Origin of the sequence: Aequitasia blattaphilus, assembly GCF_024721305.1 — a bacterium.
Lineage (GTDB): Bacteria > Bacillota > Clostridia > Lachnospirales > Lachnospiraceae > Aequitasia > Aequitasia blattaphila.
Genome location: NZ_JAMXOD010000023.1, coordinates 1 through 22,494, shown reverse-complemented (window position 1 = coordinate 22,494; position 22,494 = coordinate 1). Strand labels below are relative to the sequence as shown.

At 38.7% G+C, this 22,494-nt stretch carries 26 protein-coding genes; 22 read left to right on the top strand and 4 right to left on the bottom strand.

The annotated features are described in order from the left end of the window. Positions 1-3: 3 nt before the first annotated feature. Positions 4-1,113: an ATP-binding protein gene (locus NHH15_RS13145; RefSeq protein WP_262067116.1), complete on the top strand. Its 1,110-nt coding sequence runs from the start codon at positions 4-6 to the stop codon at positions 1,111-1,113. Between the two features lie 257 nt (positions 1,114-1,370). Here NHH15_RS13145 and NHH15_RS13140 read toward each other — a convergent pair whose 3' ends face one another. Further along, positions 1,371-2,285, bottom strand: coding sequence for an AraC family transcriptional regulator (locus NHH15_RS13140; protein WP_262067115.1), 915 nt, complete (start codon positions 2,283-2,285; stop codon positions 1,371-1,373). Positions 2,286-2,569: 284 nt separating this feature from the next. On the opposite strand from NHH15_RS13140, the gene NHH15_RS13135 reads away from it, so the two are divergent. The 15 genes from NHH15_RS13135 to NHH15_RS13065 all read left to right on the top strand — a co-directional run bounded on the left by NHH15_RS13135 (position 2,570) and on the right by NHH15_RS13065 (position 13,951). After that, the gene (locus NHH15_RS13135) at positions 2,570-3,994 is read left to right on the top strand and encodes an MFS transporter (RefSeq protein WP_262067114.1); all 1,425 of its coding nucleotides are present in this window, start codon (positions 2,570-2,572) and stop codon (positions 3,992-3,994) included. Positions 3,995-4,020: 26 nt separating this feature from the next. Beyond that, positions 4,021-5,073, top strand: coding sequence for an alcohol dehydrogenase catalytic domain-containing protein (locus NHH15_RS13130; protein WP_262067113.1), 1,053 nt, complete (start codon positions 4,021-4,023; stop codon positions 5,071-5,073). Between the two features lie 16 nt (positions 5,074-5,089). Then, positions 5,090-5,956 carry a transketolase gene (locus NHH15_RS13125; RefSeq protein ID WP_262067112.1) on the top strand — a complete coding sequence of 289 codons (867 nt, stop codon included), beginning with the start codon at positions 5,090-5,092 and terminating at the stop codon, positions 5,954-5,956. 2 nt (positions 5,957-5,958) lie between these two features. Next, complete coding sequence (locus NHH15_RS13120; RefSeq protein ID WP_262067111.1) at positions 5,959-6,921, top strand: transketolase family protein; 963 nt, start codon at positions 5,959-5,961, stop codon at positions 6,919-6,921. Positions 6,922-6,933: 12 nt separating this feature from the next. Continuing rightward, a complete protein-coding gene (locus NHH15_RS13115) occupies positions 6,934-7,719 on the top strand; it encodes an SDR family oxidoreductase (RefSeq protein ID WP_262067110.1) in 786 nt (261 codons plus the stop codon). A 148-nt stretch (positions 7,720-7,867) separates the two neighbouring features. Further along, positions 7,868-8,410 carry a helix-turn-helix domain-containing protein gene (locus NHH15_RS13110; RefSeq protein WP_262067109.1) on the top strand — a complete coding sequence of 181 codons (543 nt, stop codon included), beginning with the start codon at positions 7,868-7,870 and terminating at the stop codon, positions 8,408-8,410. A gap of 22 nt (positions 8,411-8,432) precedes the next feature. Continuing rightward, a complete protein-coding gene (locus NHH15_RS13105) occupies positions 8,433-8,864 on the top strand; it encodes an alpha/beta fold hydrolase (RefSeq protein ID WP_262067108.1) in 432 nt (143 codons plus the stop codon). Between the two features lie 78 nt (positions 8,865-8,942). Next, the gene (locus NHH15_RS13100) at positions 8,943-9,701 is read left to right on the top strand and encodes a CPBP family intramembrane glutamic endopeptidase (protein WP_262067107.1); all 759 of its coding nucleotides are present in this window, start codon (positions 8,943-8,945) and stop codon (positions 9,699-9,701) included. Positions 9,702-9,736: 35 nt separating this feature from the next. Beyond that, the gene (locus NHH15_RS13095) at positions 9,737-10,198 is read left to right on the top strand and encodes a hypothetical protein (RefSeq protein WP_262067106.1); all 462 of its coding nucleotides are present in this window, start codon (positions 9,737-9,739) and stop codon (positions 10,196-10,198) included. A gap of 202 nt (positions 10,199-10,400) precedes the next feature. Further along, positions 10,401-10,931, top strand: a complete 531-nt coding sequence (locus tag NHH15_RS13090) for a helix-turn-helix domain-containing protein (protein ID WP_262067105.1) — start codon at positions 10,401-10,403, stop codon at positions 10,929-10,931. A 53-nt stretch (positions 10,932-10,984) separates the two neighbouring features. Further along, a complete protein-coding gene (locus tag NHH15_RS13085; protein ID WP_262067104.1) occupies positions 10,985-11,509 on the top strand; it encodes a flavodoxin domain-containing protein in 525 nt (174 codons plus the stop codon). A 222-nt stretch (positions 11,510-11,731) separates the two neighbouring features. Then, on the top strand, positions 11,732-12,181 hold the full coding sequence (locus NHH15_RS13080; protein ID WP_262067103.1) for a helix-turn-helix transcriptional regulator: 450 nt from the start codon (positions 11,732-11,734) through the stop codon (positions 12,179-12,181). 49 nt (positions 12,182-12,230) lie between these two features. Then, the gene (locus NHH15_RS13075; protein ID WP_262067102.1) at positions 12,231-12,698 is read left to right on the top strand and encodes a VOC family protein; all 468 of its coding nucleotides are present in this window, start codon (positions 12,231-12,233) and stop codon (positions 12,696-12,698) included. Positions 12,699-12,710: 12 nt separating this feature from the next. Continuing rightward, positions 12,711-13,148 (top strand): hypothetical protein, encoded by a 438-nt coding sequence (locus NHH15_RS13070; RefSeq protein WP_262067101.1) that lies wholly within the window; start codon positions 12,711-12,713, stop codon positions 13,146-13,148. A gap of 50 nt (positions 13,149-13,198) precedes the next feature. Continuing rightward, a complete protein-coding gene (locus NHH15_RS13065; protein ID WP_262067100.1) occupies positions 13,199-13,951 on the top strand; it encodes an N-acetyltransferase in 753 nt (250 codons plus the stop codon). Between the two features lie 24 nt (positions 13,952-13,975). Here the strand turns inward: NHH15_RS13065 and NHH15_RS13060 are convergent, their stop codons facing one another. Next, on the bottom strand, positions 13,976-14,881 hold the full coding sequence (locus NHH15_RS13060) for an AraC family transcriptional regulator (protein WP_262067099.1): 906 nt from the start codon (positions 14,879-14,881) through the stop codon (positions 13,976-13,978). A 119-nt stretch (positions 14,882-15,000) separates the two neighbouring features. On the opposite strand from NHH15_RS13060, the gene NHH15_RS13055 reads away from it, so the two are divergent. Beyond that, positions 15,001-16,212 carry an MFS transporter gene (locus NHH15_RS13055; protein WP_262067098.1) on the top strand — a complete coding sequence of 404 codons (1,212 nt, stop codon included), beginning with the start codon at positions 15,001-15,003 and terminating at the stop codon, positions 16,210-16,212. Positions 16,213-16,235: 23 nt separating this feature from the next. On the opposite strand, the gene NHH15_RS15800 is transcribed toward NHH15_RS13055, so the two are convergent. After that, entirely contained in the window at positions 16,236-17,123 is an 888-nt protein-coding gene (locus NHH15_RS15800) for a Fic family protein (RefSeq protein WP_262067097.1), read from the bottom strand. A gap of 235 nt (positions 17,124-17,358) precedes the next feature. Here NHH15_RS15800 and NHH15_RS13045 point away from each other — a divergent pair, with 235 nt between their 5' ends. Further along, a complete protein-coding gene (locus NHH15_RS13045; protein WP_262067096.1) occupies positions 17,359-18,048 on the top strand; it encodes a nitroreductase family protein in 690 nt (229 codons plus the stop codon). Positions 18,049-18,151: 103 nt separating this feature from the next. After that, positions 18,152-19,141 carry a guanosine polyphosphate pyrophosphohydrolase gene (locus NHH15_RS13040; RefSeq protein ID WP_262067095.1) on the top strand — a complete coding sequence of 330 codons (990 nt, stop codon included), beginning with the start codon at positions 18,152-18,154 and terminating at the stop codon, positions 19,139-19,141. 67 nt (positions 19,142-19,208) lie between these two features. Here the strand turns inward: NHH15_RS13040 and hcp are convergent, their stop codons facing one another. Continuing rightward, on the bottom strand, positions 19,209-20,762 hold the full coding sequence (hcp, locus tag NHH15_RS13035) for a hydroxylamine reductase (protein WP_334303580.1): 1,554 nt from the start codon (positions 20,760-20,762) through the stop codon (positions 19,209-19,211). 107 nt (positions 20,763-20,869) lie between these two features. On the opposite strand from hcp, the gene NHH15_RS13030 reads away from it, so the two are divergent. The 3 genes from NHH15_RS13030 (at position 20,870) to NHH15_RS13020 (ending at position 22,401) form a co-directional block, all read left to right on the top strand. Continuing rightward, complete coding sequence (locus NHH15_RS13030; protein ID WP_262067093.1) at positions 20,870-21,541, top strand: Crp/Fnr family transcriptional regulator; 672 nt, start codon at positions 20,870-20,872, stop codon at positions 21,539-21,541. 85 nt (positions 21,542-21,626) lie between these two features. After that, positions 21,627-21,833, top strand: coding sequence for an ATP-binding protein (locus tag NHH15_RS13025; protein ID WP_262067092.1), 207 nt, complete (start codon positions 21,627-21,629; stop codon positions 21,831-21,833). Beyond that, on the top strand, positions 21,826-22,401 hold the full coding sequence (locus NHH15_RS13020) for a 4Fe-4S binding protein (protein WP_262067091.1): 576 nt from the start codon (positions 21,826-21,828) through the stop codon (positions 22,399-22,401). Before NHH15_RS13025 ends, NHH15_RS13020 begins: the two co-directional genes overlap by 8 nt. Positions 22,402-22,494: the final 93 nt, after the last annotated feature.

Here is a 22,494-nt window from a genome sequence, read left to right as displayed (position 1 = left end):
GCAATGATTAAAGAGCAATGGGGGGATAAACACTTGGTGGTTGTTATTGACGAATACCCCTACGCCGCATCAGCTAATAAATCCCTCAACTCTATCCTTCAATATGTGATCGACTATGAATTTAAGGATACAAACATTTTCTTGATTTTATGTGGCTCATCAATGAGTTTTATGGAGAATCAAGTGTTAGGGGAAAAGAGCCCTCTATTTGGTAGGAGGACTGGTCAATTGAAGATAAACCCGCTAGACTATTATGATTCGGCGCGTTTTTATCCAAATGCAAGTAATGAAGATAAAATACGGTACTATGCTTGTGTCGGTGGGACGCCTTATTATCTGTCATTGATTGATCAGGAATTGAGTTTTGAAGAGAATCTTCGAGAACTTTATTTTGAAATCAATGGCTATCTAAACAATGAAGGAATCTTATTGATGAAGCAAGAATTTAGGGAGCCAGCTAACTACAATGCTGTACTTCAGGCTATTGCCAGTGGTTCAAATACCTTGGGGAAGATTGCAGGGTTTACAAAGCTTGAGAGTAGCTTGATTTCAAAATATCTCATCACCTTGCAGGAATTAAATTACATTGAGCGAGTCATTCCCTTTGGATCAAATCCCTTAAAGGGGAAGACGAGTAGATACCAAATTATGGAAAATTTTATTGCCTTTTGGTATCGTTATATCCTTTCTATTAGAACAGAAATTGAACGTGGTAATGGGGATATCTATTTCGCTTTGGCATTGGATGATTTGTCGGACTTTATTGGTCCAATATTTGAGGAAGTCAGCCGCCAGTATCTTCGTCGATTGAATGGTAGGAGGGGGTTGCCCTTCGTTGTCAAGTCATTTGGCAAGTGGTGGGGAAAAGATAAGAAAGGTAACGTGCATGAGCTAGATGTCGTCCTAGAGTCCGTGACGGGCAAAGAATTGCTTGTAGGTGAATGCAAGTGGCGAAACTCGTTCAAGGTGAACAAGACAGTCGAGGGTTTGAATGAGAGAGCTGCTCACTTCAGTAAGTACACGACTTTCAAATATCTCTTTACGAAAACTCCAGTGACTGTGGAAGGAGATGCCAACGTGGTCAATCTTTCACTTGAATCCTTCTTCGAATAGTGTGAATTAGATGAAAATGAGATTTAAGGAATTGATATTGCTGTGCAAATGATGAATCACCATTATTTTCACCTGTGCCTAAAAACTTGCCAAAGCATAATTTCGAGAACAATACGATTAGCGACTATGCTAATTACAGGATGTAGTGATATAGTAAATTTGTAACTGGGTAAAGGTGTGCTTTGAATTTACTATTGGTGAAATAAAAATCATAAAAGAAACCTAGAATTAGTTTTCGCTTTGTTTTAAAGGGATAGCTATTCTAGGTTTTTATTATTTATGATTGCTTTATTCTGCTTACAGAGATATCGATATTCGGAAATGGTGATTCCTTCATATTCTTTAAATAGTCGCGATAAAGTACTGGCAGAGCTAAACCCAACTTTGTCAGCAATATCATCTACAGAGTATTTTGTATTCTGTAGATAATTTTTTGCATAGCTAATTCTATAGAGTGTTAGGGTTTTTGATAAGCTGGCCTTAAAATATTCTTTGAATAAGCGGCTGATATGTCTGGGTGTCATATAAAAATGATCGGCTAATTCCTGAATTGACAAATCCTTATTCTGATAGTTTGCATGGAGATACTTTGTAAACTGAATCGGAAGGGTTGCAGAAGAATTACCGGTTGCTACAGAAATTGGACCAATAAAATTTCTGATGAGTGAAAGCAGGAAGTTTGTATATAGGAATGGGAGTTGATATTCCCATCCCCATTCCCTGGTTGCGGCCTCTGCTAGCATGGCGTCAATATATTTGGCACAGCTAGAAGTGTCAGAACCGATAATATAGGAATGGTTCTCAATAGTTTCTAAAAACTTTTCAACGATATTATCTTTTGATTCTTTGTTTGCTGAGTTCTTCTTTCGGAAAGAAAATACAAAAGTTAAATACTCCTTCCCTTGCTCTGGTTTGTATAGAGTGCCGTGTTCTACTCCCGAATTAACAAATAGAAATTCCCCTGCTTTTAAATGACAGTTTTGGGAGTGAGCGTAGTTATCCACCTCTCCGCTTAAAGCATAATATATTTCATATTCTTTCGGGTGTTCATGGGGAAATTCCACAGTGTTTTCATCGTGCTTATCAACGTAGCTGATGAGCAGATCATATGTGCCTAAAGGCACCGTATGCAGATTAGGGTCACACAGATAATGTATTGGTTGATGGTACAAAAAAATCAACTCCTTTCCCCGTCTTCAGCAGATAATGTCGATAAATGTTCGTTACAGTAAAAGAATATCATAGAATTACAAAAATGAAAAGTTGGGATTGTGAAAAAACAAATGTAAATGTTTATTAATTAACAAACAATATTTACTCAAAAGGACAATATTCTAATAAATCAGGTCTGTCCTGGAAATTGAACAAAATAAGGGGGCAATATATAATTACATCAAGATCGATTAAACAAGGCCGGCTTGTTAAATGTAACTGTTAATGGTTGGAGGAAAGAGAAATGAGTAAGAATATGAAGGATCCAGCGAATTGGGAGAAAACAAGTTCCCAGTACGGGTACTACAAATTAGCAAGGAAAGAAGTTTGGGGGTATTCATCCATTGACTTCGCAATGAATTTGGTTTTTCAATGTATCGCTCTCTATATCAGTTATTTTTACACCGATATTTTTGGTATTAGACCAGGGCATGTAGCTATTCTGTTTGCAGTTTCGAGACTGTGGGATGCCATCAACGACCCGTTGATGGGCACAATCTGTGAACGATTATCCTTTAAGAAAGGAAAGTACTGGATATATATAATGTGGGGTGCGATTCCCTTTGGTGTTGCCGCTGTTTTGACTTATACGACTCCAGATTTTTCATATGGAATGAAGTTAGTGTGGGCAGCTATTACCTATAACTTATTGAATATGCTGTATACATTTATAATTCAGCCCTATATTTCGGCAGCGTCGTTAATGACAAATGATCAGAATGAAAGAACAAGACTTCAATCAACGAGAATGATGCTGGCTCAGTCAGGTGGTGTTGTATGTGCGATTATGTTACCCAATTTAAGTGGTTTTTTAACAAAGTATATGACATTGGCTCAGGGCTACATGGTAACTACCGCTATTATGGCGGCGGTTATGGTAATTATTTTATTATGGGGTTCGCACCAGATAATTGAAAGAGTTCCAGCACCGCCGGTTGATCCGAATAACAAAGCAAATATAAAAGATGTATTCCGTTTATTATTTACCGTAGGTCCCGTTTTTATAATGTTTTTGCTTTTTTTAGGAGTCTATACGTTAAGTCAGGTTCAATCCACTATGGGAGCTTACTACATAAAGTACTATGCAGGTCGAGAAGATATGTTGTCTTGGTTTTCAATGATGATGATGCTTCCCTCAGTGGCGGGCGTGCCATGTGTACCTTGGTTAACTAGAAGAATTAAGAAAAAAGGTACGGTTATGTTAGGCTTGGTACTAGCTGCTATAGGAGCCTTGGTGCTCTATTTTATGCCACCTGGAGCACTAGGCGGAATGTTGGCAGCCCGGGCGATTACCTCCTTTGGATATGGAATTCTAATGGGAATACTGTGGTCGATTATTACTGACCCAGTGGAATATGCCGATTGGAAGACAGGGAAACGGTACACAGCGATTGTAATGACGTTGATTGGTTTGGGAATTAAATTTGCAATGATTATCGGTGGTTCTTTGCCGACAGCGGTAATGGAGTCGGCAGGATATGTTGCGAATGAAGTGCAAACGGAGGCGGTAGTTCAAACAATTCGCAATTTAACAACATTGCTTCCGTTGGCGGTAATTGGAGTGACAATTGTAATTTTTGGTATATTTTATCGACTTGACGAAGAAACTGTTTCAGATATACAGCAGAAGATTGCTGATCGAAATGCACAGCGGGAAAATCTGTCGTAAAAATCGGTTTGTAAGGAGGAAAAGAGATGAAATCAATATCCGTTGTAAAAGTGGGAAAATTAAATGACCCCGATGAAGAAAAGAAGGGAAAAGTAGCTGTTTTGGATATCGAGGAACAGGAAGTGGGAGATGAAGACGTGAAAATCAAAGTGGCCTACTGTGCGATTTGCGGATCGGATCCCCATTTAGTAGAAAATATTTTTGGTTGGGATGTGCCGTTTGGACTGGGACATGAAGTGTCAGGAGTAATTGTCGAACTAGGAAAAAAGGCTACTAAAAAAGGATTGAAAGTTGGAGATCGTGTAGCAGGCAACTTTCTGAAGTTCTGTGGTACTTGTTACTATTGCCAAAATGGTCAACAACAGTTTTGTGAACATGGGGATGAATACAATCGTCCAGGTATGAGTGAGTATATTGTATGGCATGAGTCGCAGGTATACAAACTCCCAGATAACGTGAGCTTAAAAGAAGGCTGTATGTTAGAGCCGATATCAATAGCCGTGCGGATGATGGATAAAGTAAATCCAAGATACGGTGAACGGATTGCAATTTCAGGTGGCGGACCAATAGGTTTACTGGCGATACAATCGATAGTGAGATTTGGTGGTACTAGCGTTACATTAATAGAACCAATTGAAGCAAGACGAGAGTTAGGTCTTAAATATGGCGCAGAACATGTAATTGATCCAACAACACAAAGTACCATAGAGGAAGGTTTGCGTATAACTGAAGGACGAGGATTTGACACAGTTATTGACTGCTCAGGATCGGTGCGGGCAGTAGGTGATTTGCCTAAAATTACGGCTAGAGGTGGAAAATTGATATATGGCGCTATGTATCCTAAATCCTTTGAAATGCCGTTCAATTTATATGAATACTGTTACTTTAATGAATTGACGGTGACGGGATTTTATGTAGCACCCTATGCTTTCCCAAGAGCGATTCAATCGTTGTCTAAGTATCAACTAGAGGATTTTATTAGCAAAGAGTTTTTTATTGATGATGCGGAAGCGGCCTTTGCTGCACAGGTATCAGGAAAATACCCGAAAATACTAATCCATTGTAACAAAGACCTTTAGAAGGAGGAAATAGAGAATGAGCAAGATAGATATAAAAAGAGTAGTTGAGCTAGAGGATAAATGTGTAAAGATCAGGAAAGATCTTTTGAATTTTATCTATCAAATAGGGATGGGGCATCTTGGCGGGGAATTATCGATTGTTGAGATGACAGTTGCTTTATATTATGAATATATGAAGTATGATCCGAAAAATCCGAAGATGGAGGAGCGAGATCGCTTTGTGCTAAGTAAAGGACATTGCAGCGAGACCCTGTACACAATTTTTCAAGACATGGGAATGTATACCATGGACTATATGGTGGAGCATTTCGAAACTTTAGATACCGCTCAATTTGGGATGCACTCAAACCGAAAGTACGTGCCGGCAATTGAAGCTTCAGCAGGGTCACTTGGACACGGACTTCCTATCGCAGTCGGCATGGCACTAGGGGCAAGAGCGAGCAAAGCCTCTTGGCGTACACTTGTCTTAGTGGGTGATGGCGAGATGGATGAAGGCACCAATTGGGAAGCTATCATGGCCGCAGGTCATTACCAATTAGGGAATTTAGTGGCAATTGTGGATAAGAACCAAGTGCAAATGACAGGAACGACGGCACAGGTTATGAATCTGGATCCATTGGATAAGAAATTAGAAGCCTTTGGTTGGGATGTGATTAATATAGAAGATGGAAATGATATGATGCAGGTGTGTGAGGCTCTGGATTCATTGCCAGACTCTGATTCACAGGCGCGAAGAAAGCCGATATTTATTATTGCAAATACGGTAAAGGGAAAAGGTGTAGATTTTATGGAAGGCAACTATAAATGGCACGGCGGCGGAATTGCAAAAGAACAATTAGAAGAAGCGCTTAAAGATGTAGAAAAAAATAGGAAGGTGAGATAATTATGGCTGTTAAGACGACGTTTGATTTTGACCAGATGCTATCCAATGCTAGAGAGGCATATGGAGAGGAACTAATGAAACTTGCAGATGAAGGAAAAGAATTTCTCTTTACCTATAGTGATAATGTGGCACCTTCGTCATGTGCAGGAAAAATGATTACAAAGTATCCAGATAGATGTTTTAACTTTGGTATTGCAGAACCAAATCAAGTAGGTGCATCAGCAGGTATGGCATTGGCTGGACATACTGTTTTTGCTCAGGTATTCGGCCCGTTTCTGCCACTACGAGCAGCGGATCAGATTCACACAGATATCGCATACAATGATGTGAATGTGCGTTTGATTGGAACACATTCAGGAGTAACCGCTGGCGGTGGACCAACCCATAATGACATTGCGGACTTAGCGTTATATCGTGCAATCCCCAATTTGACGGTAGTTGTACCAGCTGATGCAGGACAGTGCCGTAAAGTGATTCGTGCGTCCCTGGATTACGAAGGACCAATGATTATTCGGATTGACAGAGCTGGTTCACCAGATATCTATGCGGGGGATTACGACTTCGAAATTGGTAAAGCCATTGATTTAATTGAAGGTGATGATGCTACCATTATATCGACAGGGTCAAGCCTTTACGAATGCATGATGGCATCAAAAATTTTGAAGGACGAAGGGATTTCCGTTGGTGTACTCGATATGCATACGATTAAGCCCTTAGATACAGAAGCAATCTTAAGGGTGGCAAATAGAACTGGAAATATTGTTACCGTGGAGGATCATTCAATAAATGGAGGATTAGGTGGGGCAGTAGCAGAAGTTCTTTGTGAAGCTAGTTATAAAGGGAAGTTTAAACGTGTAGCCATGCCGGATCAGTTTTCAGTACTGGGAGATTCTGACGAAATATATGCGTATTACGGAATGGACCGCAAGGGAATTGTGGCGACAATTAAGAAAATGTTAGGATAGGAGGATATTAGAATGGCAAACGAATTTGGACAATTTTCTCTGGATTTCTTTAGTCTTAAAGGGAAGGTGGCTATTGTTACCGGTGCTAATCAAGGCTTGGGAATGGCATATGCAGTCGCCTTTGCAAAAGCGGGAGCAGATATCTTTGTGCCACATTTTACGGAAGATACTAACGAAATAAGAAGTGCGGTAGAGGCCGAGGGAAGACGTATCGCTTTTTTACAAGGAGATCTAACTGACAAGTCATATATTGAGCGAATTGTGGAAAGCTGTCTGGAACAATTCGGACGAATTGATATTTTGGTAAACAATGCGGGAGCTAGCGCTTTTGCCTCCTTTGATGATTACCCGGATAAATATTGGGACATGTGTATTAATTTAGATTTAAATGCTGTGTACTTTCTATCCCATGCCGTGGCAAAAGTAATGAAGGAGCAAGGTAATGGCAAAATCATCAATATTGGTTCAGCGCTATCTTATACGGCAGATAAACACTGCCCACCGTATACGGTAGCAAAGCATGGAATTATCGGCTTGACAAGAGTGTTTGCCAATGAGCTTGGTGAATACAATATTCAAACGAATGCCATTTCACCTGGATTTTTAGCGACCGAAGTGAATGCTGAACTTCGGAAGGACACGACCTTTTATGACAAAATCACGAATAGAATTCCGACAGGGCGTTGGGGAGAGATGGAAGACTTAATGGGAACGGTAGTGTATCTGGCAAGTAAGGCCTCAGATTATGTAAATGGTTGGAGTATCAGTATTGATGGGGGATTCACGACTACCCTTTAGTAAAAGAATAGTTAAAAAAAGACTCCTCATCACCGGATAAAGTTCCAGTGGTGAGGAGCTTTTTTGTCTGTTTTTATGTGGCAAATATAGCTCCTTGACTCATTGTTATCAATGTGATAATATTATTAAAATGAAAAGGAGAGCCGTTATGAATCAAAAACTTATTGACTGTTTTATGAATCCGGTGATGTGCAGACTGTTTATGGATATCTCTGCAAATGCAGAGATGACAGCAAGGCAGCTGGCGGAAAGTCATCCAGATATTGCACAGGCAACATTATACCGCCATTTAAAGCGAATGGTGAAAGATGGTGTAATTGTTGTTGTCAAAGAAAAGCCAGTGCGTGGAACTATCGAAAAGACATATTCGATTTCTGATGAATTTGAAAAAGGCCTTGAAGATATTGTTGAAAGCAATTCAGGTGAAGCATATATGATGCTTTTTATGCAGTACACTTCTATTCTGATCAAGTCTTTTCAAAATTATTGCAAACAAGATGATATCGACATAAGAAAGGATATTAGTGCATTTAATATAAGACCGATTTATGCATCGAATGAAGAGTTAGAAAGTGCGATAATAAGAATTATGGAGGTGGTAGCAGAATTGGCATGCAATGAGCCAGCAGAGAATAGGCGGCTTAGAAATATAGGTTTGGTTGTTACCCCACCAGAAGAAAAGAATGAGTGAATTCTATGGAGAAGAATAGAAGATGAGTGGAAATATTCAAATTATTAGTAACGAGTATTATGGAGATATTAGTTGTACCATTAAAGAATTGAAAATTGGAGAGGAAACATGGCGCTATTCGGTAAGCGGAAGTGGAAATAAGGTAATGCTGGCTTTGTTATCTAATGTAGTCGGGCATTATTTGGCATTACCTTTAATAGAGCAATTTAAAGATGAATATCAGGTAATTGCATTATCCGTACCGCCATTGCCATCTTTTTCACTATCAGGTATTGGTCTTGCAGCAATTCTTAAAGAGGAAGGTGTGAAATCTTGTGATGCAATCGGGCATTCCAATGGTGGAGTACATATCCAAAATCTTATAAAGTGCCGGCCGGAGCTGGTGAATAAGATTATATTTTCACACAGCTTGACATCACTAACAAGGAGGGATGCGGACACGTTCCAATGCTGACCTGTCCATCAGAATATTATAAGGTGGTTAGAGGATTTTTGCTTACCTAGGAGACGATTGGGAAACAAAGGAGAGGAAATGAATTTATCTGTGAATCAAGTAATTAAGAGGTATCTCACAATTAGCTTTGGGATTATGACTCCGATGTGTGTTCTTATGCTAGCTCTAAATGCGTTTAAGCAGCCGATTTACGGAAGTGTTTACGGCATAATTGTGCTTGCGGTTGGTGGTTTATCTACAGCGGTAGCTGGGGCGTTTACAGCAAAGAGGTATGAGTGGATAGATAGCTGCTTTACATTACTAAAAGAATTTCTAAATGTGAAACAACCAATCAGATACTACGTTGCTATTATTGGATTCCTTTTCATTCTATTTGCGACACGAATATTGAAAGGACAATTGCAAGCAGGCAAGGACTGGATTGATTTGCCGGGATTGTTTTTGGCTGCAATATTATTTGGTGGTATAGAGGAAATTGGTTGGCGGTATCTATTAGGATCTGCTCTGGAAAGTAAGTTTTCATTTGGGATATCATCTATGCTGGTAACAATCCTTTGGGGAATATGGCATATAATGTTTTTTGTTGTGGATGGTTCCATTTTAATTATGCAGCCGCAAGATATTGGATTATTCCTGATAAGTCTTTTTGGAACAGCCTTTGTATTAGGAGCTATTTATCACATCACAAAAAGTCTTTGGCTGTGTGTGTTTTATCACGCTCTGCTAAATGCATTTATGCAAGTTATTGTTCCTGCTTCAATCGTTAGAACAATTTTGACTTCAATTATCTGTGTTGTTGTTTCCCTTGTCGTCGTTAGGCAGAAAGCAGAGTTTTAGGTAGATTAAATTTGAAATCGTAGAGGAGAAAGAGTATGGCTAAAGCGGAATGGTATCAGGAAAAAGAAGGAATTGCCCAACACTTGGTATATCTAAATGCAAAGGCAAAAGAGTTAGAAAAGCTACTTCATAATGAAAAAACAATGATTATTAGAGGCGCAGCAGGTAGAAAATGTCCTTTAGGCGGCAGAGCAAAAGTAAATGATGAAATATATTTTGTTGAAACGGGTGGTGACATGATTGTTACTCATAGAGGAATTATCTCCAAAGTAGTTGAAAGTGAAAAAATGTCACCCGATGAATCTATTGCTTTTGTAGAAAAGTATGAAAAAGAATTAAATCTGTCAAAAGACCAATATAAGAGGTGGGCAGGAAAGAAATTTTTAGCTGTCTATGAAATATCTCAATTGGAAGAAATTGAATCATTTAAGTATAACAGAGAAAGTAATATGGACGACTGGATTATTACAGAGGATATTAATAAAATAAAACTGTAGGCTGAGTAGAAACAGATAAATTCCAGATTGAGAGAGAAAAAAATACTTATACCATGTATACATGGATAGCCAAGAATATACGTACACCAATGAAAAAAAATGAAGAGAGCATTAGCATAAATATTTGCTTAGCAGATAAATTATTCTTGCACTATCGTTTCCAAAATGGTAATATTACCTATATGGAAAAGGAGAAGCGGTGATGGATAATAAATTTATAGATTGTCTGATGAATCCTATTATGGGGAAAATTTACATGAATTTAAGTGGTGGGAAGGAAATGACAGCAAAGCAACTAGCGCAGCTGCATCCAGATATACCACAAACGACGCTGTATCGCTATATTAAGCGGATGTTGACAGAGGGGGTAATAAAAACGGTTAAAGAGACTCCGGTTCGAGGAACGATAGAGCGTACATATGCCCTTGCCATTGATTTTAAAGCAGGTATAGCAAGTATTGTTGATGATAATTCAGGGGAAGCATATATGGCTCTATTCATGCAGTACATTTCAGGATTGACTAAACTTTTTGGGGACTATTGTAAAAAAAGCGACATTGATATTAAAGGTGACATCAGCTTTTTCAACGCTGTACCGATTTATATTTCAGATGAAGAGTTGGAAGAGGCAATCCGTCAGATGGATGAGATTGCTGCGAAGATTATGGAGAATAAACCTTCTAAAGAAAGAAAATTACGCACACTGGGGACGATTCTTACGCCACCGCAGTAGTGTAATCCTAAACGCAATTGAAAATGTCTTGCTACATGGAAAGGAGTAGTCACATGAAAAATATAGTTGTAACTTATAAATCTCACTATGGCACAACAAAGCAATATGCTCAGTGGATTGCCGAGGAGTTGGGGGCGACACTGTTAGAGAGAAAAGAGGCAACTCCTGCTGAATTGCAGAAGTATGACCTTGTGATACATGGCGGCGGTCTTTATGCCAGTGGTATTTTAGGCATTGATTTGGTGGTGAAAAACCCGATTAATAATCTGATTGTTTTTACCGTTGGTATGGCAAACCCCGAAACCACAGACTATACTGAAATTGTTCATAAGAATATACCAGAGGGACTGCGAGAGAAAACAAAGGTATTTCATCTGCGTGGTGGCATGGATTACGGAAAGCTCAGTCTCCCCCATCGCGGCATGATGGCTATGATGAAGAAAATGACGATAGACAAGAAAGCGGAAGCAGAGCTGACGGATGAGGATATCGCGTTTAAAGATAGCTATGGTGGAAATGTACATTTTATAGACAGGGCAAGCATAGCGCCGCTTATTCAGTATGCCCAAGAACTATGAAAGTGCGGAGGGTATTGAGGAACAAAGGTGAGTACCGTAAAAAAGGAAGTAGACTCTGCTGGGGTGGAGTGCTTTTACAGTGATATACATATGGTAGAGAAAAATCCTGAAGGCGAAAACCATGAAATGCCCGTAAAACTAACATATTTGTCGTTTCTCCTTGGTAGTATTGTTTCGAATAATAAATTATAATTATCCTATACTAAAAAGGAGGTTCGGCAAATGGAACTTGGAAATAATTTATACAACGCAAGAAAGAAAAGTGGTCTATCACAAGAGGAAGTTTCTGAGAAATTAGGTGTTAGCAGACAAACAATTTCAAAATGGGAATTAGGAGAAACACTTCCGGATATCCGACAATCAAAACGTCTCTCTAATTTGTATCATTTATCCTTAGATGAATTAATCGATTTTGATTTGGATGTTCAAGAGATCCAGGAAGTGATTGATAAAACAAGTGATGAAGTTACTGATAAGGTTGACTGGACAAAAGCGTGGGGAAAGAAGTACCCAGTACTTATTACTTATCAACAGCAAGTAAAAACAGATTTTTATGCAAAAGAACTTGGGATTCTGCTTGATGATTTAAGACAGAAATACAATTATAATGAACTAGACGCTATGCTGGTACTCAAAGATATTTTGGCCACGGTATGGAAAACCCGAAAATAGGGAGAATTCTGATATTATTATAAGAAAATTTACAGGAGGCATTTTATATATGAAATATAAAGGTGTATGTATTGCAGTAAAAGACGTAAATCTGTCCAAGGCATTTTATCAAGAATTATTCGGGTTCAAGGTTTATCAAGATTACGGTATCAACGTTTCTTTTGGGGAAATATCTTTGCAACAAGAATTTGACTGGTTGATTGATAAGCCGAAAGAAAGTGTTCTAAATAAGTCACATAATATGGAACTCTATTTCGAAGAAGATGCTTTTGATGAGTTTATTGAAAAACTTGAAAAGCGTAGTGATATCACTTGTTTAGATGAGGGAGTCAAAGAAGCACCATGGGGACAACGGTCGATAAAATTCTATGACCCTGACGGGCATATAATTGAGGTGGGAGAAAACATGAAGGCAGTCATAAATCGCTTTTTATGCATTGGAATGACAATGGAACAGGTATCGAAGCATATGGATGTATCCATATCTGATCTGGAAAAGCTTTTGTGTGATAATTAAGGGAGAAGAAAAGTGGGATTTGGTTGGATTAACTTTATAAATGGAGTGGCAGTTACATGCTTGATCATAATCAATATTATTGCAGTAAGAAAGAATATTGCAGGAAGCTTTAGCAGCAAATACCATCTCATCAACATTTTTGAACAGATTGGTAGATACGGATGTATGGTATTTATGATTATACCTTTGGCAGTTCCTCATTGGCAGTTTGGATTTTCTTCCGTTAAGTATATGATTCTATGGTTTTGTTTAACAGTTGTTTTATTAACCATATATGCTGTTTTGTGGACGACTAAAACGAAAGGCAAAAAAGAGACACTTTATGGACTTGCAATCGTTCCGGTATGTTTGTTTTTGATGAATGGGATACTGCTTCGGCATATATTTCTGACTGCTTTTTCTTTGCTGTTCGGTTTCTGCCATTTGCTCATAGTGAAGGAGAATACCTAAGAAATGACATTTGTGTAATAACATTGTTTGAATTTATAGGAGGTTTCAAGATGGAGTATATTAGAGTGACAAAGGAAAATATAGATAAAGAGCATATCTGTTGTGCGCTTTCAAAAAACAATGATATTCAGGTGTCATCCAAAAAAGCATGGTTACAAGAGAGATTTGATGATGGTTTGGTTTTTTTGAAGAGTGAAGAACGGGGCAAGTGTTTTATCGAGTATATACCTGTAGAAAATGCATGGAACCCAATTGATGCAGAGGGATATATGTATATTGATTGTTTGTGGGTTTCTGGTTCTTTCAAAGGACATGGTTATGCAACAGATTTATTAAATGCTTGTATTGAAGATAGCAAAAGTAAAGGGAAAAAGGGGATATGTATTTTATCGTCCCAAAAGAAAAAACCGTTTTTGGCGGATCCTAAATTCTTAAAACTTAAGGGCTTTAATGTATGTGATGAAGCAGATAATGGTATTCAATTATGGTCTTTACCATTTACAGAAGATGCATTGCAGCCACAATACAAAGAGTGTGCAAAACATCCTCGCATTGAAGAAATGGGATATGTTTTGTATTACACGAACCAATGTCCATTTAATGGGAAATATGTTCCTGTTTTAGAAGGGGTTGCCAAGGAACAAAATGTGCAATTCAAGACGATTCATCTGCAAAGCAAAGAAGAAGCTCAAAATGCACCGACTCCAATTACAACTTATGCTCTGTTTTTTGATGGAGAGTATTTAACAAACGAGCAGATGAATGATAAGAGATTTTTAAAACTATTATTAAAACAAGCTTGAATAAATGTTATGGAAATTTAGAAATCAATTGGAAAAGTAAGCTGAATCCCCTTTGCTCTGTCTATATTCTCCTGGCTGCATCTGATAAAAATTCTTAAATTTGCGACAAAAATAGCTGACATCTTGAAAACCGGTATTTTGGGCGATTACAGAAATCGTCTGTTTTGTAGTGCGCAGCAATAGAGCAGCCTGACTTAGTCGGTATTGGATAAGATATTTCACTGGTGAAAGATGGATTCCATTCTTAAAAAGTTGCAGAGCACTGCTTTTACTGATGGCAGCAGAGCTAGCGATGTCAGCCAGCGTCAGTTCTTCCTGGTAGTGGTCATGGATAAATTGAATCATCGTCTGAATCTTGTAGTGCTTTGTAAAGCTGTCTTTTTCAGTTGCAGAGGGAACAGGTATTTCTATATTTTCTATTAATACATTCCATAGTTGTGCAAGCTGTTGAAGAATGTAGAGCTCAGAGATATTTGAGCCATCTAAATATTTATAGAGGGAACAAAGAATCCGAAGGACTTGATTCTGCCAAGAAACAGCAGGTGTAAACATTTGATAAGTGAAGTCAGACTCTATAAATGGGAGAATGTACTTCTCATAGATAAGGCTTCCTTCCGGGGCGATAAGACTGGGATAAAAAACAATGTTGGGCATGATTGCTCCATCTTTTGTTTCAAAACGATGCATGACACCACTATTAATAAGAAGGCTGTTGCCTTCTTCTAAAATCACTTCTTCTGTGTCGATCAGACAAATCACTGAGCCCTTGGCAGCAGTTACGAATTCAAGTTCGTGATGCCAATGCCAATCGATATAGTGAAAATCGTATTTCCAAATATCATCTACATAATAAGCGAAATGAAAGTCATTGCTTCCGTGTTGTACCGTTTCTCTTAGGGTATCATCTGTGGTTATTTTATATAATTGCATTTAATCACCTCTTTTGTGATATAGTACTATAAAAATCCGATTTAGTCCAATGAAAGTGAAGATAAGATGTGATATAGTCCTATAAGAATAAACAAAATAAAACGGGAGAGATTAACATCATGAGTAATAAATACAATAAAACTATAGTAGCCTGCTTTATCGGCTATATTGTTCAGGCTATCGTTAATAACTTTGCACCCCTGCTGTTTCTGACATTTGGCAGAACGTATCATATTTCTTTTTCACAGCTCACGATGTTAGTCACCATCAATTTCGGGGTTCAGCTTTTAGTGGACGTGTTATCAATTAAGTTTATAGACCGTATTGGCTACCGGATTTCCATGGTGCTGGCACATCTATTTGCTGCTGGAGGACTTATTGCACTCACCTTTCTGCCAGAAATCATGAAAAATTCTTATGCAGGTGTATTAACAGCCGTTATAATATACGCGATTGGTGGTGGACTCTTGGAGGTGTTAGTAAGTCCTGTGGTGGAGGCTTGTCCTTCAGAAAATAAAGAAAGAGCTATGAGCATGCTTCATTCTTTTTACTGCTGGGGTCATGTAGGAGTAGTAGCACTATCTACCTTGTTTTTTCAGTTCATTGGAATCAGTAACTGGAAAGTATTGACGATTATCTGGGCGGTCATTCCCCTAGGTAACGCTTTGGCCTTTATAAAAGTACCGATTGCTCCTCTGCTTCCAGAGGGTGAGTCAGGCTTGCAGCTTAAGGATTTATTTAAAATGAAGCTTTTCTGGGTGCTGCTTATTATGATGATTTGTGCCGGTGCAAGTGAACAGGCAGTGAGTCAGTGGGCTTCTGTATTTGCTGAAAGAGGCCTGGGTATCACCAAATCTTTGGGGGATTTGGCGGGACCAATGATGTTTGCTATTATGATGGGACTATCCAGACTGTTTTATGGAAAGTACGGAGACCGGATTAATTTGGACCGTTTCATGATCTACAGCAGTCTCCTTTGCGTTGCCTCTTATCTCGGGGTTTCATTGCTGCCTAGCCCTCAGCTGAGTTTAATCGCTTGTGGGGTTTGTGGATTGTCGGTAGGAATTATGTGGCCCGGCACCTTTAGTAAGGCGGCATCTGCTATGGGAAATGGTGGAACAGCATTGTTTGCCATGCTTGCCCTTGGTGGCGATATTGGCTGCTCTGGGGGACCAACGCTGGTGGGACTAATATCTAGTAGGTATCATGACAACCTTAAGGTGGGAATATTGGCTGCAATTATTTTCCCCATACTTTTGTTAGTTGGTATTTTGCTTTGTAAGCGCTGGGAAGAGAGCAAGAAATCCTTAAAACATTGCGTGGAACGTTAAGGTCTGATGGTTACGTTGTTGACTTATAGCATGTTTAAATAAATATCTAATTTTTGGTTTAGATAGTTGGCAAAAAGTTTTTCCATAGCATTTGTTTTTTTCTTGGTATGAAACTCATCGAAAGCGTTGTAATAGGCTAATCGGTCTGCAAACTTTATGTCAATGGGGGGATATCCGGCTTTCATTAATTCAAGGTTTACAAGCAATCTTCCAGTTCTCCCATTTCCATCGATAAATGGGTGTATCGCTTCAAACTGTATATGAAATTTTGCTAAGCGAGGAATGATATGCTCTGTGTTTTCTGAGAAGTTCATAAGAAGTTGTCCCATGCTTGGTTCAATTAAGTAGGGCTGTACGGGTTCGTGTTTGGCACCCATAATCCGAACAGGTATTTTTCGATAAACCCCACGATCCTCTTTTTTGTCCACTAATATGAGATAATGTATCTGTTTAATAATACTTTCAGCAAGTGGCTTGGCTTCTTGCACGGAAGCATTGACGAATTCAAAGGCCTCTTTATGTCCAACTGCCGCCATATGGTCTTTTAGTGGCTTGCTGTCAATTGTAAGACCTCTAAGAACCATATCGGTTTCTCGTAAGGTTAGTGTGTTTCCTTCTATCGCATTTGAGTTATAGGTGTATTCAACAATGAACTCGTCAGTTAACCTTGCAACTTCACCTGGGGTGAGAGGTCTCTTTGCGTCTAATTCAGCTTTTTTGCGGTCAATCATATCCAACATACTTTCATTCGATTTATATCTTCCATCAGCTGGTTTTTGTGCATCACTGGGAATCTTCCAAGCGCGCCCTTTTTGAAAAGCGCCATCTATTTTACCCTCATTACATAAAATGCGTACACGTCTATCTGAAATACCCCATTTTTCAGAAGCTTGTTTTACAGTCATAAACATAATTATCACTCCAATCTTACAGATAGCATATCCTATTAGCGGAATAATATCAAGGATATCGGAACAATAATGATTGAATTAACGGAATAATAGTCGTATTGCATTTCACCTTAATTAGAAAATTGCTTGTATTAGTGAAGAATATAGTAAACAGAGCTTTAGTATGATAAGATATGTGGTATCATGTTTATATAAGCAAGCAAACACAATAATGTATATAGGAGCGATATATTTGATGACAATGAAAGAAGCAATGAAAGAGAGACATACAGTTCGAAAGTATAAAAATAAGGATATCCCGGCAGATATTGTTTCGTGTCTAAAGGAAAGGATTGCAGACAATAATAAAGTTCATGGCCTTAACCTTGCATTAGTAACTCATAATTCAGAAGGTCTTAGCGGTATAGCTAAAATGATATTGGCAAGAGGTGTGAATAATTATTTTATCCTTGCAGGTACCGAAACATTAGACTTGGATGAAAAGCTGGGGTATTGTGGTACCGATTTGATTCTTTATGCACAGACAATGGGGCTCAACACTTGGTGGGTAGGTGGCATGTTTAACAAGAAAGGAGCTCAGAAGAATCTAGCAATGGATCATGTGAAAATAAATGGAATTATAGCCGTAGGTTATGGCGAAACACAAGGAGTTCCTCATAAATCTAAGGTGGCAACGGAAATAAGTGAATATAAAGGGAGTGTTGTTCCACAATGGTTTAAAAATGGTGTAGAGGCGTTATTGCTTGCACCAACAGCATTAAATAAGCAAGCTTTTAAAGTCATAGGAGAAGGTAAACAAGTGCAGATTACATATGGTAACGGCCATTTATCAGGGGTGGACTTGGGTATTGGAAAGTATCATTTTGCTCTGGGAGCCGGTGAGGAAAATTTTGAATGGAAAACAGAAAATCCACGTTTGGTTTGATATTTCCTTATGAATAGTGTATTATCATAAAAGAAGAACAAAGGCGTTCTGCGTAAGCAGGACGTCTTTTTACGTCCAATAAAAAGGGGGGATCAAAACAATTATGATAACACTAAATGATTATTTGTACTCTGGATATACTGTACTAAAAATTCTACAGATGTACGGGAAAGAATTAAGGAAGGTCTCCATTGAAACCCACAACAGCATTGATATGGTTCACTGCAATTTCTTATTACAACAAATAGATATGTTGGAACACAACGATTTTTTAACATCACAGTCACAACGAATTCGAGAATTGTATAAGCTGATGTCTAAAGAATATCCATTTCTTGCATTTACCTTCAAAGGGCGAATAAAATCATTGATTCGTGCAGAAGAGAAATTTAACGGATATATTGTGAAGCATATCTATGATTACTATAGAGAATACGGAGAATTTCCTTCAATCGAGAATTTAAAACAGAAACTGAGCTGTTTTAGAGATTTGATTGCTTATCGCATTGTGATATCCTTACCAAAGTGTCATATCAAGGAAGGCGATAACCGAAAAGAAATTGAGTTGGATTACCTTTACCAGATAGCAAATATAATACCGGAATTCTTAGAAGAACGAGGCTTTAGCATAGAGGTTTCAGAGCGAGAGGGAGCAAAGTATTCAGACAAACTAAAAGAAAACCTAAGACCATATTATAGAGATTATATAGAAAACACTGATTCAAGTGGCTATGAATCTCTTCATATCACATTATATGACAATCTTGCCAGAAGTTATATAGAGGTACAATTGCGAACCAAAGAAATGGATGATTATGCGGAAATTGGTCCAGCGAATCATTTAGGATATGAGAAGCGGCAAGAAACAGAGAGAACAAGAAGAGATAAAATACCGATAGGGGAATGTCTCTGTTTTGATGAAGCCTTTGAACGGGTTGTTAAGCTCCATACACTTGATTTATCAAAGGTTGATGTAAATATGTTTGGAGCTGTCAGTAACAGTGTAGTCAATGATGGCTGTGGGCTTTTTAGAGGAAGACTCATTCTTCCCTTTGAGCATTTGTCTGAGTTTCAGAATGATTTAATTGACTAGGGGTGGGAGTGTCTGAGGACCAATTTGAAAAGGAGCTGCCCAGCAGCTCCTTTTCAAATAGTCTTGATTATCCCAGAATCTTCTTTAAGTCTTCTTCAGGAGTAGAAATAGGTGTCAGAGCATAATTTTCAACCAGGAAGTTTAAAATATTAGGTGACACAAATGCAGGTAAAGTTGGTCCTAGCAAGATGTTTTTAATACCAAGATGTAACAACGTCAGCAGGATACAAACTGCTTTTTGTTCATACCATGAAAGCACTAAGGTCAAAGGCAAATCATTTACGCCACAGTCAAAGGCTTCTGCTAAAGCAATAGCTACCTTGATTGCAGAATAAGCGTCATTGCATTGTCCCATATCCATAATTCTGGGCAGTCCGCCGATTTCACCCAAATTCAAATCATTAAATCGATATTTACCACAAGCAAGCGTTAAGATAATAGAATCCTCTGGAGTCTGTTTTACAAAATCAGTGTAGTAATTACGGCCTGGCTTTGCGCCGTCACATCCGCCTACAAGGAAGAAATGGCTGATGTCACCTGCTTTTACGGCATCAATTACTTTATCTGCTACAGATAATACAGTGCCATGAGAAAAACCGGTTGTTACCGTTTTGCCCCCATTGATACCAGTGAATTCAGTATCCCGAGAGTAACCACCTAGTTCCAGGGCTTTTTCAATAACAGGAGTAAAATCCTTTCTTTCATCAATATGTACCATTTCTGGATAGGAAACAACTGCGGTTGTAAATACGCGGTCACGATAACTGTCTTTTACCGGCATTAAACAGTTTGTTGTAAATAGAACAGGAGCCGGGATATCTAAAAATTCTTTTTGCTGGTTTTGCCACGCAGTACCAAAGTTCCCTTTTAAATGAGGATATTCCTTTAACTTTGGATATCCGTGAGCAGGCAACATTTCTCCGTGGGTATAGATGTTGATTCCTTTATCTTTGGTTTGTTCTAAGAGCTGCTTTAAGTCAAGAAGGTCATGACCGCTGACTACGATAAAAGGCCCTTTTTCTACTGTCAAAGGTACCGTCACAGGTACGGGAGTACCATAGGATTCCGTATTCGCCTGATTAAGAAGCTCCATACATTTCAGATTAATTTCTCCTGTTTTTAGCACAATAGGAAGAAGCTGGGCGATTTCAAAGGAATCCTCTCCAATGGCAGATAACGCCTCGTAGAAAAATTGATTCACATCATTGTCTGTGTATCCAAGAACGTAAGCATGATAAGCATAGGCTGCCATACCGCGGATTCCAAATAAGATAAGAGACTTAAGAGAACGGATATCTTCATTGCCATTCCAAATGGTGTTCATATCAATATCTTCAGCTCCGGCATATAACTTTTCCTTCTCCCGATGTATCTCTTCGATGAGATCCTGCAGGGTGCTATCGTTAAAACTAACGTTTGTGACAGTCGTAAAAAGACCTTCCATCATGATCCGGTGGGTATTATCGGTAGGTACACTATGCTTTGCAGCACGGGACAGACCGATTAATGCGCCGGTTAGTTTATCTTGAAAATTTGCTGTGGTATCTTGTTTGCCACAGACGCCAGCCTTTCCAGTACAACTTTTACCGCCGGCAGTTTGTTCACATTGAAAACAAAACATATTGCTCATAAATAAATCCTCCATTTTCATTCGATTATTGACTTTACGAATCTATCATAATACAATAAAAACAACATATCGGTTGTTAAAACAACGAAGGAGAAAGAATGAAAAAATATTTTGATGTAATGAGAAGATGCCCGCTATTTGCCGGTATTGCAGAGGAAGATATGGAGTCTTTATTAAGCTGCTTAAATGCAAAAGAAATAAAAGTTAAAAAGGGGGCTGTCATATTTCATGCAGGAGACCGTCCTGATTATGTGGGAATTGTATTGCAGGGAAATGCTCACGTTGTACAAGAGGACTATTGGGGGAATCGTACGATACTGACAGATGTTCAGGAGGGTGATATGTTTGGAGAGGCTTTTTCTTGTGGGGAGGTAGCGGCATTGCCAGTGTCAGTGATTGCTCAGGAAGAGGGTGTATTTTTACTGGTAGATTCGAGAAGAATCCTCACCTCTTGTTCCTCAGCCTGCATTTTTCATGCACGTCTGATTCGAAATTTGATGAAAGTAATTGCGAATAAAAATATCTTGCTGACTCGTAAGATGGAACATATTACGAAGCGTACCACAAAAGAGAAGGTCTTATCCTATTTATCTGCTTGTGCAATCGCAAAGGGAAGCAATAGCTTCACCATATCCTTTAATCGTCAGGAGTTTGCAGATTATCTTTCTGTAGAACGTAGCGCCTTATCCAATACTCTCTGTAAAATGCGGGATGATGGCATTATTCAGTTTGATAAGAATAAGTTTGTATTAATGAAAACACCGCAATAAGAAAATGGGAACAAGGCTTGTGTTGTTTTTACAACAGACTTTTGGGAGAGTCTATATTAAGGTATGTTAAAAAAAGGAGGACGTTATGAGAAAAGGAAAAATTGCTGTAGTTGACAAGGAGTGTGTAGCCTGTGGAAACTGCGTAAAGTATTGTCCAAAGCAAGCCATTCTAATCCACAAAGGAATTTGTGCTGTGGTTGATGGGGATGCTTGTGTGGGATGTGGAAAATGTGAGAAGGTCTGTCCAGCAGGAACGATATCTGTGGTGATAAGGGAGGAAATATATGCGTAAGAAACAATGGTTTGATTATTTATGGATTGCCTCGGCGGTGTATCTTATTTTAGGGATTTTCAATATTTTATTTGCATGGCTTGGTATGATTTGTTTCATCACACCATTGCTGATTTCTCTTTTCGGTGGTGGAAAGACCTACTGTAATAAATATTGTGGGCGAGGACAGCTCTTTGAATTACTGGGTGCAGGATGTGGCTTATCAAGAAAGAAGACTCCACCGAAGTTCCTTCGTTCCCCTTGGTTCCGCTATGGATTTTTGCTATTCTTTTTGACAATGTTTGGTTTGATGCTTTACTCTACCTATCTTGTTTTTGGTGGGGCAACATTGCAGGAAAAAGTCACATTATTATGGACATTTAAGCTTCCCTGGAACTGGGTAAACACGTCGATGGTGGCTCCAGGTGTGGCACAGTTTGCATTTGGTTTTTACAGTGTCATGCTGACCTCTACCGTTTTAGGTCTGGCAACAATGCTTCTTTTTATGCCTCGCTCCTGGTGCGTGTACTGTCCGATGGGGACAATGACACAGATGATTTGTAAGGTGAAATCAAATCCGACGGAATAAACAATAGTGACCTCCCTTGCTGCAAGAAGTGGTGAGCTTCTCACCAATCAAGCCATCTACAACATTCGTCAGCATTACTTCCAAACCGAAAAA

Coding starts and splice junctions, on each gene's coding strand:
- hcp (WP_334303580.1), bottom strand. CDS start 20,762: ATGTTTTGTTTTCAATGTGAACAAACTGCCGGCGGTAAAAGTTGTACT.
- NHH15_RS13075 (WP_262067102.1), top strand. CDS start 12,231: ATGAAATATAAAGGTGTATGTATTGCAGTAAAAGACGTAAATCTGTCC.
- NHH15_RS15800 (WP_262067097.1), bottom strand. CDS start 17,123: ATGTTTATGACTGTAAAACAAGCTTCTGAAAAATGGGGTATTTCAGAT.
- NHH15_RS13120 (WP_262067111.1), top strand. CDS start 5,959: ATGGCTGTTAAGACGACGTTTGATTTTGACCAGATGCTATCCAATGCT.
- NHH15_RS13060 (WP_262067099.1), bottom strand. CDS start 14,881: ATGCAATTATATAAAATAACCACAGATGATACCCTAAGAGAAACGGTA.
- NHH15_RS13125 (WP_262067112.1), top strand. CDS start 5,090: ATGAGCAAGATAGATATAAAAAGAGTAGTTGAGCTAGAGGATAAATGT.
- NHH15_RS13025 (WP_262067092.1), top strand. CDS start 21,627: ATGAGAAAAGGAAAAATTGCTGTAGTTGACAAGGAGTGTGTAGCCTGT.
- NHH15_RS13040 (WP_262067095.1), top strand. CDS start 18,152: ATGATAACACTAAATGATTATTTGTACTCTGGATATACTGTACTAAAA.
- NHH15_RS13045 (WP_262067096.1), top strand. CDS start 17,359: ATGACAATGAAAGAAGCAATGAAAGAGAGACATACAGTTCGAAAGTAT.
- NHH15_RS13105 (WP_262067108.1), top strand. CDS start 8,433: ATGAGTGGAAATATTCAAATTATTAGTAACGAGTATTATGGAGATATT.
- NHH15_RS13110 (WP_262067109.1), top strand. CDS start 7,868: ATGAATCAAAAACTTATTGACTGTTTTATGAATCCGGTGATGTGCAGA.
- NHH15_RS13135 (WP_262067114.1), top strand. CDS start 2,570: ATGAGTAAGAATATGAAGGATCCAGCGAATTGGGAGAAAACAAGTTCC.
- NHH15_RS13085 (WP_262067104.1), top strand. CDS start 10,985: ATGAAAAATATAGTTGTAACTTATAAATCTCACTATGGCACAACAAAG.
- NHH15_RS13095 (WP_262067106.1), top strand. CDS start 9,737: ATGGCTAAAGCGGAATGGTATCAGGAAAAAGAAGGAATTGCCCAACAC.
- NHH15_RS13065 (WP_262067100.1), top strand. CDS start 13,199: ATGGAGTATATTAGAGTGACAAAGGAAAATATAGATAAAGAGCATATC.
- NHH15_RS13115 (WP_262067110.1), top strand. CDS start 6,934: ATGGCAAACGAATTTGGACAATTTTCTCTGGATTTCTTTAGTCTTAAA.
- NHH15_RS13145 (WP_262067116.1), top strand. CDS start 4: ATGATTAAAGAGCAATGGGGGGATAAACACTTGGTGGTTGTTATTGAC.
- NHH15_RS13130 (WP_262067113.1), top strand. CDS start 4,021: ATGAAATCAATATCCGTTGTAAAAGTGGGAAAATTAAATGACCCCGAT.
- NHH15_RS13030 (WP_262067093.1), top strand. CDS start 20,870: ATGAAAAAATATTTTGATGTAATGAGAAGATGCCCGCTATTTGCCGGT.
- NHH15_RS13090 (WP_262067105.1), top strand. CDS start 10,401: ATGGATAATAAATTTATAGATTGTCTGATGAATCCTATTATGGGGAAA.
- NHH15_RS13080 (WP_262067103.1), top strand. CDS start 11,732: ATGGAACTTGGAAATAATTTATACAACGCAAGAAAGAAAAGTGGTCTA.
- NHH15_RS13055 (WP_262067098.1), top strand. CDS start 15,001: ATGAGTAATAAATACAATAAAACTATAGTAGCCTGCTTTATCGGCTAT.
- NHH15_RS13020 (WP_262067091.1), top strand. CDS start 21,826: ATGCGTAAGAAACAATGGTTTGATTATTTATGGATTGCCTCGGCGGTG.
- NHH15_RS13100 (WP_262067107.1), top strand. CDS start 8,943: ATGAATTTATCTGTGAATCAAGTAATTAAGAGGTATCTCACAATTAGC.